This is a genomic window from Aeromonas sp. QDB25, from assembly GCF_027707725.1.
GTDB classification, from domain to species: Bacteria; Pseudomonadota; Gammaproteobacteria; order Enterobacterales; family Aeromonadaceae; genus Aeromonas; species Aeromonas caviae.
In genome coordinates, this window is the sequence record NZ_JAPCIZ010000094.1 from 1 (window position 1) to 12424 (window position 12424).

Consider the following 12424-nt stretch of genomic DNA (forward strand, 5'->3'; position numbering starts at 1 on the left):
TGTTGCACAGCGAGCAGCCCAAACCATCCGTTCGGCGCTGGCCCAGCTCGGGCAACAACCCGCGATGGGGCGTCCTATTGAAGGGCTCCCGGAGGTGTTCCGCGAGTGGGTCATCCCCTTTGGGGACAGTGGTTATCTGGCGCGTTACCGCCTAGAGGGCGAAACCGTAGTGATCTTGGCTCTGCGTCACCAGCGCGAAGCCGGGTTTATTTAGGGAGGCGTAATGGGCTCCGGAAGCCTCTTTGCCGCCCACCCAATAGGTGTAGCCCGCGTCCCAGTAACCGGAAAGGTGCCCCGTGCCGCTGTCGAACCAGCGCGCTTCCCAGGGCTTTGACGCACCGATGCGCAACGTGGCGCCGCCCTGGCCCGTGGCGCCCACCGCGGCAGACAATTCTGCACCAACGGCGGGCGTGGCAAGCAAGGCCGCAGCCAGTGCGCCGGCCGGCAAGGATCTCAACAACATGATTTGTTTCCTCATGAAAAACAGATGACAACACTTCATGCTTCGGGATCGGCGCTGGCGGCAGCTGGCGCCACTGACGCCGTGTGCCAGCCGCCGCCCAATGCCCGGTACAGATCGATCTCGCTATTGAGCTGCGCCAGCTGATTCAATACCAGCTGCTGCTGCGAGCTGAACAGCAGGCGTTGCGCGTCCAGTACGGCCAGATAGCTGTCGACGCCTTCCCGGGGTTCTAGGGATTTTCCGTCCAAAAACGACAAAGTGCTCTGGAGGCCACGCCGTCCGCGGCCTCCAGAGGGGTATTACTTTTTTGGCGCTTCACATAGCCAGTCACAATAAATCAATCACTTAGCAGTCTGAATGTCGCATTTGGACGGAAAATCCCTAGAACCCCATAGACGGCCGCCCTGGACCTCGCCCGCGAGCGCCAGGCGCACGAGGCCGGCGCGCGGACCCGCGCCACGGCCCACGAGCGGACGCCGCAGCAGGAGCGCCAGAAGGCCGCCAGAGAGGCCGAGCGCGGCCGTGAGGCTTGGACGCTAGGGCAGGGCATGAAAAAGCCCGTAGCGGGCTGCTACGGGCGTCTGACGCGGTGGAAAGGGGGAGGGGATGTTGTCTACATGGCTCTGCTGTAGTGAGTGGGTTGCGCTCCGGCAGCGGTCCTGATCAATCGTCACCCTTTCTCGGTCCTTCAACGTTCCTGACAACGAGCCTCCTTTTCGCCAATCCATCGACAATCACCGCGAGTCCCTGCTCGAACGCTGCGTCCGGACCGGCTTCGTCGAAGGCGTCTATCGCGGCCCGCAACAGCGGCGAGAGCGGAGCCTGTTCAACGGTGCCGCCGCGCTCGCCGGCATCGCTGTCGCCGGCCTGCTCCTCAAGCACGGCCCCAACAGTGAAGTAGCTGATTGTCATCAGCGCATTGACGGCGTCCCCGGCCGAAAAACCCGCCTCGCAGAGGAAGCGAAGCTGCGCGTCGGCCGTTTCCATCTGCGGTGCGCCCGGTCGCGTGCCGGCATGGATGCGCGCGCCATCGCGGTAGGCGAGCAGCGCCTGCCTGAAGCTGCGGGCATTCCCGATCAGAAATGAGCGCCAGTCGTCGTCGGCTCTCGGCACCGAATGCGTATGATTCTCCGCCAGCATGGCTTCGGCCAGTGCGTCGAGCAGCGCCCGCTTGTTCCTGAAGTGCCAGTAAAGCGCCGGCTGCTGAACCCCCAACCGTTCCGCCAGTTTGCGTGTCGTCAGACCGTCTACGCCGACCTCGTTCAACAGGTCCAGGGCGGCACGGATCACTGTATTCGGCTGCAACTTTGTCATGCTTGACACTTTATCACTGATAAACATAATATGTCCACCAACTTATCAGTGATAAAGAATCCGCGCGTTCAATCGGACCAGCGGAGGCTGGTCCGGAGGCCAGACGTGAAACCCAACAGACCCCTGATCGTAATTCTGAGCACTGTCGCGCTCGACGCTGTCGGCATCGGCCTGATTATGCCGGTGCTGCCGGGCCTCCTGCGCGATCTGGTTCACTCGAACGACGTCACCGCCCACTATGGCATTCTGCTGGCGCTGTATGCGTTGGTGCAATTTGCCTGCGCACCTGTGCTGGGCGCGCTGTCGGATCGTTTCGGGCGGCGGCCAATCTTGCTCGTCTCGCTGGCCGGCGCCACTGTCGACTACGCCATCATGGCGACAGCGCCTTTCCTTTGGGTTCTCTATATCGGGCGGATCGTGGCCGGCATCACCGGGGCGACTGGGGCGGTAGCCGGCGCTTATATTGCCGATATCACTGATGGCGATGAGCGCGCGCGGCACTTCGGCTTCATGAGCGCCTGTTTCGGGTTCGGGATGGTCGCGGGACCTGTGCTCGGTGGGCTGATGGGCGGTTTCTCCCCCCACGCTCCGTTCTTCGCCGCGGCAGCCTTGAACGGCCTCAATTTCCTGACGGGCTGTTTCCTTTTGCCGGAGTCGCACAAAGGCGAACGCCGGCCGTTACGCCGGGAGGCTCTCAACCCGCTCGCTTCGTTCCGGTGGGCCCGGGGCATGACCGTCGTCGCCGCCCTGATGGCGGTCTTCTTCATCATGCAACTTGTCGGACAGGTGCCGGCCGCGCTTTGGGTCATTTTCGGCGAGGATCGCTTTCACTGGGACGCGACCACGATCGGCATTTCGCTTGCCGCATTTGGCATTCTGCATTCACTCGCCCAGGCAATGATCACCGGCCCTGTAGCCGCCCGGCTCGGCGAAAGGCGGGCACTCATGCTCGGAATGATTGCCGACGGCACAGGCTACATCCTGCTTGCCTTCGCGACACGGGGATGGATGGCGTTCCCGATCATGGTCCTGCTTGCTTCGGGTGGCATCGGAATGCCGGCGCTGCAAACAATGTTGTCCAGGCAGGTGGATGAGGAACGTCAGGGGCAGCTGCAAGGCTCACTGGCGGCGCTCACCAGCCTGACCTCGATCGTCGGACCCCTCCTCTTCACGGCGATCTATGCGGCTTCTATAACAACGTGGAACGGGTGGGCATGGATTGCAGGCGCTGCCCTCTACTTGCTCTGCCTGCCGGCGCTGCGTCGCGGGCTTTGGAGCGGCGCAGGGCAACGAGCCGATCGCTGATCGTGGAAACGATAGGCCTATGCCATGCGGGTCAAGGCGACTTCCGGCAAGCTATACGCGCCCTAGGAGTGCGGTTGGAACGTTGGCCCAGCCAGATACTCCCGATCACGAGCAGGACGCCGATGATTTGAAGCGCACTCAGCGTCTGATCCAAGAACAACCATCCTAGCAACACGGCGGTCCCCGGGCTGAGAAAGCCCAGTAAGGAAACAACTGTAGGTTCGAGTCGCGAGATCCCCCGGAACCAAAGGAAGTAGGTTAAACCCGCTCCGATCAGGCCGAGCCACGCCAGGCCGAGAACATTGGGGTTCTAGGGATTTTCCGTCCAAAAACGACAAAGTGCTCTGGAGGCCACGCCGTCCGCGGCCTCCAGAGGGGTATTACTTTTTTGGCGCTTCACATAGCCAGTCACAATAAATCAATCACTTAGCAGTCTGAATGTCGCATTTGGACGGAAAATCCCTAGAACCCCGCTCACCTCGCTTTGGTGCACACGAGTATTGAGCATAGTCGAGATTGGTGCAGATCACTTCTGATATTGAACTGTCAGGAGCTGGCTGCACAACAGCCATTACGCCCAATCAACTGGTGCAGTCGTCTTCTGAAAATGACAAATGCACTAAAGTTGAGGAACTATTTAAAACAGACTTAAGGGTGACGTCGATGTTCATTCGCGCTTATCTGCGAGCCTCCACTGCCGATCAAGACGCTGAGCGCGCCAAGGAGCAGTTGGTGACCTTTGCCCGGGAGCATGGCCACCAGATCGCCTCTTTTTATGTTGAGAACGAATCCGGGGCTACGCTGGCCCGGCCCGAGCTGATGCGGCTTATCCGCGATGCTGGGCCCCGAGACATTGTTCTGGTGGAACAGATTGACCGCCTTGCCCGTTTAACCCAGGGCGACTGGCAGACGTTGAAGGCGCGCTTGGCGCAGAAGCAACTGGCCATCGTTTCCCCCGAGCTGCCAACCTCCTGGGTGGCATTACAGGGTGACAGCGGCTCCGATTTCACCAGCGCCATCTTGCAGGCCGTCAACGGAATGCTGTTGGATATGCTGGCCGCCGTGGCCCGCAAGGACTACGACGACAGGCGGCGCCGGCAGCGGCAAGGCATTGCCAAAGCCAAAGAGGAGGGCAAATACCGTGGTAGGCAGAAGGATGAGAAGAAGCGTCAACACATCGCCAGGCTGTTGGTGACAGGACACAGCTATTCAGCAATTCAGGAGATGCTTGGCTGCTCTCGGCACCTTATCGCCAGTGTGGCCAAGGAAGCGCGCAGTCAGTTCCAGAAGTAGTACTTTTTGATGACCGGCCCACCCTTGCGCTGTGGGCGAGGGCTTGCCTTGAGGGTTTTCACCGACCAGATAAGCGAGATGCTCAGCGCTGTGAACAGCCCGGCGGGCCAATGCCAGCAGGTGAGGGCGGCAAGGGCCAGTAGCAGCAGCCTGGCCGTGATGGGCCGCCTGGTAGCCCATGCCAGTATTGGCCAGCACCAATACACCAGAGGCAGGCAGATCAGCAGCCAAGCGAATAGCGTGTTACCCAGTGCCATCAAGCCCAGTACCACAACCGCCATCAGGCCGATATCAGCGATCGGTTTCATGGTGCCGCTCTTGTGCGTGGGCCTTGTAGCTATACAGGCTCCACACAAATACCAGGGTGAAGAAGGCCAGCAAGCCCACCATCCCCCAACTGAACGCATCCATCAAAACGCTCCACCAATGAACATAATTTCAGCATGGCACCGAAGGCGTTGGTGTTCAAACAACTTATTGAAAATGTTGAGTTTGTTCGTTCGTGACAAAGTTGGAACTATGGAATCCAGTGGCTTATTGACCAGTGGAATCAGCGCCCTCATCCCCGGCCAATCCCTGTCCAGTTCCCCTCCACATAACTATCTATCTGGAATCTTGGTGCGGATATTCCAGATAGTGGAAAGTCGGTTCAGAACGTGCCCCTGGAATCTTGATAAGGGCTTTCCTATCTATCTGGAATGTTAGGGGCGGGCTTCCCTATTGAAACCCGCTACCTTGGCCACTCCAAGCTGCGGGGTGGAAAGCAGGCGCGATGATTCCTATCTATCTGGAATAATGGTTTGCTCTTTCACACGGTGAGCAGCTGATGTGCCATCCCATCCAGCCTGGCTTTCGTCTTCTCCCACCCCGGCATCACTTGTCCCATCAGCCGGTAGAAGCGATCGCTATGGTTGTGCTCGGCGATGTGGCAAAGCTCATGGAGAATGACGTAATCAATGCACTCCCTCGGCGCCTTAACCAGGTGGGGGTTCAGGGTGATACGGCCATTGGGGGAACAACTTCCCCATTGGGTTTGCATGGTCAGTATGCGCAGTAGCGGACGTTCATCTACCCATAGTGCCTGCTCCAGCATGGCATCGAGGCGCTTGGCGAATAGTTCTCTGGCGCGGGCTTTGTACCAGTCAGCCAGCAGGGCTTTAACCTTGTGGGCGGACTTTGTTCGCACAGAAACCTCCAGCTTACCGCGCAGCAGCTTTACGCTTTGAAGCTGTTCGGGGGCCTCTATCACTTTCAGCAGGTATTGTTTACCCAAGTAGTAGTGGCTCTCGCCACTGATGTACTGGCGCGCAGTGGTGAACTCCAGCTGCTTGCGAAAGTCACGCAGCTGCTCATATATCCACCGGCCCCGTTTTTTTACAGCGGATAGAACGGCTTCGTTGTCGGCATCTTCGGGAGCAGATGCGATCACCCGGCAATCCGGATGCACCTTGATCAGTACCCTGCCCGTGGCTTGCAGGCGCTTTACTCGCTCAACGGTGATCTGCTCGTCGCCGTAGCGAAAGTGCATGGTCTGGTTATGAGGTTTTATCGGCACATTCATCTAACTTACAGTCCGCTCAAACCCACACGGGTGATCTGCACAATCATCTCAACAATGTTCTTGGCCTGGTCCATGCCGCCGCCAATGGCTTTGCATTCTTGGAACATTCGCGGCAGTAACTTCTTACGGATGTCGGCTTCGATGTTTTGCGGGTTGATGGAGTGCTCGGCAACGGACGTTTCTACCGCCTGGTCGATTTCAAAGGCGACCTTGACCCATTTGTCCTGCACTTGTTGGTCCATCACCGCCAAGGCGGCTGGCAGCACTTTCTTGAATACACCGAAGTAGGCCTGGGCGTGGCGATTGCCGGCAAACACATCGGGAATATCCCCCAGGCGCCTGTCTTGTACTTGCTCTTCAAACTCACGGAACAGCATGTACTGTTTCAGTGGGTGGTCGAACAGCTTTTCGGCTTCCTCAATGGCTTGACGCAACAAGGCTGAGAAGGCTTCCTGAGCGTAAGGGTCATCCCGTAGCTCCTGCTCAATCATGCGGGTTACGCGGGTCTTGATGATGTCGGTTTCGTTGCGGGTTTTATCTTCGCTCCAGTCTTGTGGCTGCGTCGATTGGCCCATCTTGCCCACTTCATACACGCCGTCGGGCTCTTTGACCTGTACACCCACCACATGCTTATCCAGCAGCTTTTTCACCTGATCGGCGTATTCGTCGTAGTCGATTCTTTCGCCAGCATCTTGCTGCACCAGTTGGCGTAGGCTGGAGAACTGCTTCACCGTTTCTTTGTAGTGGCGGCGGTCGGCATCGCTAAAGCTTTTATCTTCAAAGAAGGTGGCCGATTGCAGGGCGACTTTCAGACAACTGGCGAAGGCCGTTAGGGCTTCGTAGAAGTCTTCACGCACCTTTAGATGCACGTCAACCAGCTCTCCGCTCTCTCCCGGCGCTAAAGGCTTTTGCTCTTCAATCTTTGGAACCAGCACCTGGCGCAACTGTTCGATATCGTTCTTGTTTTTGACGCCATCGAATATGGCCCAGAGCTGCTTATAGAGCTGCGGCAGGCGCTTGTACTCGGTACTCATCTGGTTGTAGAGGCCAGCAATATCATTGATGTCGTAACCGCCCTGGGTACGGGAGGCCAGATCCTGATACTTGGCGATGGTGGTATCCAATTCCGCCAGAATGCCGCGATAGTCGATGAGCAGGCCAAACTGCTTCTTCGGATGCAGGCGATTTACCCGCGCAATCGCCTGGATCAGGTTGTGCTCTTTCAGCGGTTTGTCGATGTACAGCACAGCGTTTTTCGGCTCATCGAAGCCGGTGAGCAGCTTATCGACCACGATAAGGATCTTCAGAGAGTCATCTTTGTCGAAGCGCTCAATCAGATGTTTGGTGTAAGCCTGTTCGTCCTGGCTGCCAACGTTGTCTTTCCACCACTGGGTCACTTCCGGCGTGGCGGCTTCATCTATGGCGGTATTGCCTTCACGGCTGTCCGGGGGGCTCATTACCACGGCAGATTCAAACAAGCCTGCCTCATCCAGGTACTTTTTGTATTTGATGGCCGACAGCTTGCTGTCGCAGGCCAGTTGGCCTTTTAGACCGTCGTCGATGTTTTTAACGAAGTGGTTGGCGATATCCAGGGCAATCAGGCGGATACGGTCATCGGCGCTATACACTTGGCCTTTTTTGGCAAACTTGCGCTTCAGGTCGGCCTTTTGTTCGTCTGAAAGCCCCTCGGTGATGCGTTCAAACCAGCTGTCGATGGCGCGTTCATTCACGTCCAAGTCGGGAATGCGCTCTTCGTACAGCAGTGGCGTTACGGTCTTATCTTCCACGGCGCGTTGCATGGTATAGGCGTGGACAATGGGGCCAAATTTATTGGTGGTCTTGTCGTCTTTTAGCAGCGGGGTGCCGGTAAAAGCGACGAAAGCAGCATTGGGCAGCGCCTGCTTCATGCGGATGTGGTTTTCACCGCCTTGGCTGCGGTGGCCTTCATCAATCAGCACAATCACATCCGCGCTGTTGTTTACGCACTCCGGCAGTTTGGTGGCGGTATTAAATTTTTGGATCAGCGAGAAGACAATCCGCTCAGTGCCTTTGCCGATCTGTTCGGCCAGGCGTTTGCCAGAGGTGGCCATGGCGGCGGCTTTGTCCTTCTTACCGGCCAGTTCACCACCAGAGGCAAAGGTTTTGCTGAGCTGGTCTTCCAAATCTACCCGGTCGGTCACCACCACAATGCGGCATTGTTTCAGGCTGTCGTGCAGGATCAGCGCCTTACTTAAAAACACCATGGTGAATGACTTGCCCGACCCTGTGGTATGCCAGATCACGCCGCCTTCACGGCCGCCGGTGCTGCTGCGAGTATTGATGCGCTCAATCAGTCGCTTGATGCCGAACACCTGCTGATAACGGGCAACGATTTTGCCGGCCTTTTTATCGAACAAGGTAAAGTAACGGGTCATCTCCAATAGTCGGGCAGGGCTTAACAGGCTGATCAGCAGTTGATCTTGCCCGGTCACCGCCAACTCGCCCCCCGCGACAAGGCTTTGGTACCAGTCCAGGTCTTTTGCCGGGCGATGGCTGAAGAGGTTTGCCAACTGTGCGTCGTTAAGCGCTTTGTTCTTGGTGGTGTGCATCTGGGCATCACTGATGTCCTCTTCACGCCAGGCGGCCCAAAACTTAGCGGGCGTGCCACAGGTGCCATAGCGGCCATCATTGCCGTTAATAGACAGCAGCAGCTGGCTATAGGCGAACAGCAGCGGAATTTCGTCATGGCGCTGGTTACGCAGGCTTTGGGAAATGCCTTCGTCAATGGTGGGGCCTTTTTTGGCATTGCCATCGGGGCGTTTGGCCTCAATCACCACCAGCGGAATACCGTTTACAAAGCACACTATGTCGGGCCTGCGGCTTTCCACGCCGCCAGAGCGGGTAACGGTAAACTCTTCGGTAAACACAAAGCTGTTATTGGCCGGGTTTTGCCAGTCAATCAGCGCAACCGTCGGATTGACCTTTTTACCCTCCACAAACTCGGTCACGCTGATGCCATACAACAGGTGGTTGTACAGGCGCTCATTAGCCGTGAGCAGGCCCTCATTAAGGGCCGGGCTGCACACCTCGGCAATCAGGTTATCAATGGCCTTTTCAGACAGGGGGTAGCTTTTGCCAGCAAAAGTAAAGGTGCGCTTCTGGAGTTCACTGCGTAGCACCTGGCGTAAAACCACCTCATCGGCCTTGCCACCCCGGGCGGCCAACGCCTGTTCAGGAGAGAGGAAGGACCACCCCAGGTTGGTTAACAACGTCAGCGCCGGTAACTTGGCACTGTATTCTTCCTGAAATTTGGGGGCGGGTTGGGTCACTTTGTCTGCTTCCTTTTCTGGTTCAGGCGTTGCTCTAATCTTTCCAATTCCTTGAGTTCTTTTTTGTCTTCCGCCAGAGCCTCCTGCCTGCTGCGCTGCAAATGGAAAGCCTCGTAATGTTTGTGGGCAATTTGTTCCATCTGTTTTCGACTGATGCGCCCGGCGCTGTTGAGCAGTGGCTGCTCATTAAAATCCATAAACTTATCGACATACTCACGCCAATCTTGCAGGCGAAGATGGGCTTTGTTTTTCGCCCTGAACTCGGCGAACTCGAAGAACATGCTGACCAAGCGATTGAGGCTCTCCAATTCGTCTGCGTGCAGGTAATTTTTCGCGACCACCACATCGGCTTTGCGCACCTTATTGCCAGCAAAACTGGTGAGGTTCATGTTGGGCTTGGAGGGGGCTGCACGTTCGACAACCAGCTCCGCGGCGGTGTGGCCGGTCACGGCATAGAACAGCTTGTTTTGAACCTCGGCAAACAATAATCCCGTCTCTTTTTCGTTTGCCCGGTAGTCTTCAGATAACGCCAATAGGTCGCGAACCTTCTGATAGAAACGCTTCTCCGACGAGCGTATGTCGCGGATGCGTTCCAGCAGTTCATCAAAGTAGTCCCATTTAGGGTCTTTAAGGCGGTCGTCATCCATGGCGAACCCCTTGGTCAGGTATTCGCCCAAGGTACGTGTTGCCCACTGGCGAAATTGCGTGCCACGAGTCGAGCGTACCCGATAGCCCACAGCGATGATCATCGGCAGTGCGTAAAGCTGAGTCAGGTACTCTTTGCCATCCGCCGCAGTAGTCAACTTGGAGTTGACAACTGCCCCTTCAGCCAGCTCCCTGTCTGACAAAATGGCCTTCACGTGCTTGCTGATATTCTGCTTGCTGGTTTGGTACAACTCCGCCATTTCCAGTTGGGTTAGCCATACCTGCCCCCCCAGTTCACGCAGCACTAACTGGGATTGGCCATCGTCGGTTGTGTAGAGGATCAGGTCGTTATCCACTGGTTACTCCTCTGCTGCTTTATTCATTGCAGAGCAGAACAACTCAACGACATCATGCTGGAACCAAAAGTATCCGAGAGCACTCAGGGTACAGAGCAACAAAAACCACAACGATAGAGGGACTTTGTCTCTAAAAAGTCCGAACTTCAGTTGCTCATCAATCCAGTCTATCTGGTGTTCCCAAAAGAACTTGTAGTGTGCGTACCAGTTGCTCAAGAGAATTTGTTTGCTCATGCAGGAGGCGTAATATTTACTTTCCAGCTCTGATAGTTTTGCTTCAAAATCAGAAAAATCTGCCTGCTCATCCATAGCTTTCACATTCAAGTACAAAGCCTTCAATTCGTTAAGAATCTTCGTTAAAGAAACGCCGCATTGCGCATACTTTGCCTTTTCGTGGTCACATATGCTGACATAAAGTCCAATCACCCCTAGCACAACAAATCCGGAAGAGATCAATTTGGTCGGTGAGTTTTCTACCGCCAAAGAAATGATGCCAAAGGCCATTGATAGAAAGCTGATCAGTCCCGGCGCTTTTTCAATGATGTCATATGAAGCAAAATGCTTCTTGGCACCAAACCCTACGTCATAGCCTTTCTGGGCAATGCTTCGAAGCAAGTCATACTTTGTCATATAGGCCTCACTGAATAGGAACATCAATGGATGCACGAGCTACCACAACATCATTTTTAATCGCGTAACACTCAACAAAATGCTCGCCTTTAAATGAGGTTTGCTCATTCCTTCTCATGTGCCCTTCATCAGTCACTATTTGCCCTCTGATTTGGTCTTTTTTTTGTGCTTCCAGACCTCTGTTCAACACCTTCCATTTTATAGTGAATGGTGGCGGAACTTCTATATCCTCAACTCTAAATAAAAGCCTTTTATTTGCTAACAAGGGGATGCGTTGAGAAAGCATCTGATACAGGGTGTGTTCTCTAAAGCCATTTTGTGAAACGTCGCAATCCAGACGCATGTTGTAGCGAACATCAATGGGATATTGATCTTCGATGAACTCCTCTGTATCTCTCCAGGTTGCCAAGGCTTTTGCTACAGCTTCCTTGACTGCTTCGGCTTTAGGGAAATTGCTTCCGTAAACTTCACGCCATTTTTCATTTGCCTTGGCCGTACCTTCAGCATTTATTGCTTCAACACACAGGTCATAGGCTTCTTCGGCTTTTTTTCGGAAGTCTTTTTTGACTTTTACGTCCTGATTACTGCCGGGAGCCTGGTAGTGATCTTTTTTATCTTGGTCAGCAAGGAATTTAAAGAAATCTCTGCTTAACCAGTCAAAATACAAGTAGCTTTTGTCATCATAATCAGTCGTGGATTTCATGAAGTTGTAGGCCAGGGTATCGATGAGCAAACCTCCCATGGCGGCTCCGCTCTTGTTCTTCCAGGCTCTGGCCATCTTGCACAGCAGGCGAAGGTTTTTATTTTTCTCGTCGTTTAACTCTTTGACGGCTTTCATTTCCTGACGGGGCTTGGTCTTTTTCCAGCTACCACCATTTCCGGTATGAGGAAATTCAAAGTAACCTGACCCGTCGGAGTTATATCGATCGAATACCGGCTGAACTTCTACGTGAAAACTCTGATATTTCACAGAAACAACCAGCCCATCTACTTTTACGTCAGTAGAGGGATATCGAGACTTAATAGCTTCCTTTACGTCGGTTAGAAGCTTGGACTGCTTATGGTCTTTGTAATCATCCCATTTTGATGATGGCATGATGTAGACCATATCGAGATCCGATATACCTTTGATGCCGGTGTATCTGCCATATGAGCCAACCTGCAAAGAGTTCGCAGTGGTTGAGTCCGTCCCTCTGAATTTCAGATTCAAAGCCTTGGTAATCTGTTCGTAGCGTTGCTTGAACTGGTCAGATTTCTGAACCTTGATATTGTCGAGAAACTCTTTAAACATCTCCGATACGGACATAAACACTCCTTGTCTATTTAGTTAATTTGAACCCGACGCTTACCTGTCAATAGCTGCTGCATCAGGGCTTTTTTCTCCTGCTTTAAGGCATTGAGCTTCTGTTTTAGAGCAGTAATTTCCTCATCTGCGGTGGCGCGAATTCAACTCCGAAGTGCAACACCCGCCAAATCAAGCAACCTGTCGTAGTTCATCAAACACGATCTGCGGTTGCCTGAAATCCAAACATTTGCGCGGTCTAAGGTT

General features: G+C 54.7%; 12 protein-coding genes and 1 pseudogene. 3 read left to right on the forward strand and 10 right to left on the reverse strand.

Going from position 1 to position 12424, the window contains the following annotated elements; genetic code table 11:
• Positions 1-64: 64 nt before the first annotated feature.
• The gene (locus PG883_RS23975) at positions 65-214 is read left to right on the forward strand and encodes a type II toxin-antitoxin system RelE/ParE family toxin (protein WP_442866376.1); all 150 of its coding nucleotides are present in this window, start codon (positions 65-67) and stop codon (positions 212-214) included.
• On the opposite strand, the gene PG883_RS20585 is transcribed toward PG883_RS23975, so the two are convergent.
• The 3 genes and pseudogenes from PG883_RS20585 to tetR(A) form a co-directional block, all read right to left on the reverse strand.
• Complete coding sequence (locus PG883_RS20585; protein ID WP_052150402.1) at positions 152-463, reverse strand: hypothetical protein; 312 nt, start codon at positions 461-463, stop codon at positions 152-154. The two genes, PG883_RS23975 and PG883_RS20585, sit on opposite strands and share 63 nt — an antisense overlap.
• Before the next feature lie 35 nt (positions 464-498).
• Positions 499-684 (reverse strand): annotated as a pseudogene (locus PG883_RS20590) (TolC family protein); the annotation flags it as partial.
• Between the two features lie 442 nt (positions 685-1126).
• Positions 1127-1777, reverse strand: a complete 651-nt coding sequence (gene tetR(A) / locus PG883_RS20600; RefSeq protein ID WP_000164043.1) for a tetracycline resistance transcriptional repressor TetR(A) — start codon at positions 1775-1777, stop codon at positions 1127-1129.
• A 105-nt stretch (positions 1778-1882) separates the two neighbouring features.
• On the opposite strand from tetR(A), the gene tet(A) reads away from it, so the two are divergent.
• Complete coding sequence (gene tet(A), locus PG883_RS20605; RefSeq protein WP_001973670.1) at positions 1883-3082, forward strand: tetracycline efflux MFS transporter Tet(A); 1200 nt, start codon at positions 1883-1885, stop codon at positions 3080-3082.
• A 31-nt stretch (positions 3083-3113) separates the two neighbouring features.
• On the opposite strand, the gene PG883_RS20610 is transcribed toward tet(A), so the two are convergent.
• Positions 3114-3374, reverse strand: coding sequence for an EamA family transporter (locus PG883_RS20610; protein ID WP_425330936.1), 261 nt, complete (start codon positions 3372-3374; stop codon positions 3114-3116).
• 227 nt (positions 3375-3601) lie between these two features.
• Here PG883_RS20610 and PG883_RS20620 point away from each other — a divergent pair, with 227 nt between their 5' ends.
• On the forward strand, positions 3602-4375 hold the full coding sequence (locus PG883_RS20620) for a recombinase family protein (RefSeq protein ID WP_425331400.1): 774 nt from the start codon (positions 3602-3604) through the stop codon (positions 4373-4375).
• Here the strand turns inward: PG883_RS20620 and PG883_RS20625 are convergent.
• The 6 genes from PG883_RS20625 to PG883_RS20655 form a co-directional block, all read right to left on the reverse strand.
• A complete protein-coding gene (locus PG883_RS20625; RefSeq protein ID WP_134695568.1) occupies positions 4360-4683 on the reverse strand; it encodes a hypothetical protein in 324 nt (107 codons plus the stop codon). The genes PG883_RS20620 and PG883_RS20625 overlap by 16 nt on opposite strands.
• 500 nt (positions 4684-5183) lie before the next feature.
• Positions 5184-5936 (reverse strand): M48 family metallopeptidase, encoded by a 753-nt coding sequence (locus PG883_RS20635; RefSeq protein WP_134695569.1) that lies wholly within the window; start codon positions 5934-5936, stop codon positions 5184-5186.
• A 5-nt stretch (positions 5937-5941) separates the two neighbouring features.
• On the reverse strand, positions 5942-9244 hold the full coding sequence (locus PG883_RS20640) for a type I restriction endonuclease subunit R (RefSeq protein WP_134695570.1): 3303 nt from the start codon (positions 9242-9244) through the stop codon (positions 5942-5944).
• Positions 9241-10245: a virulence RhuM family protein gene (locus PG883_RS20645; RefSeq protein WP_134695571.1), complete on the reverse strand. Its 1005-nt coding sequence runs from the start codon at positions 10243-10245 to the stop codon at positions 9241-9243. The genes PG883_RS20640 and PG883_RS20645 overlap by 4 nt, the downstream gene beginning before the upstream one ends.
• A 3-nt stretch (positions 10246-10248) precedes the next feature.
• Positions 10249-10875, reverse strand: coding sequence for an SLATT domain-containing protein (locus PG883_RS20650; protein WP_134695572.1), 627 nt, complete (start codon positions 10873-10875; stop codon positions 10249-10251).
• A 7-nt stretch (positions 10876-10882) separates the two neighbouring features.
• Positions 10883-12181 (reverse strand): nucleotide-binding domain-containing protein, encoded by a 1299-nt coding sequence (locus PG883_RS20655; RefSeq protein WP_134695573.1) that lies wholly within the window; start codon positions 12179-12181, stop codon positions 10883-10885.
• Positions 12182-12424: the final 243 nt, after the last annotated feature.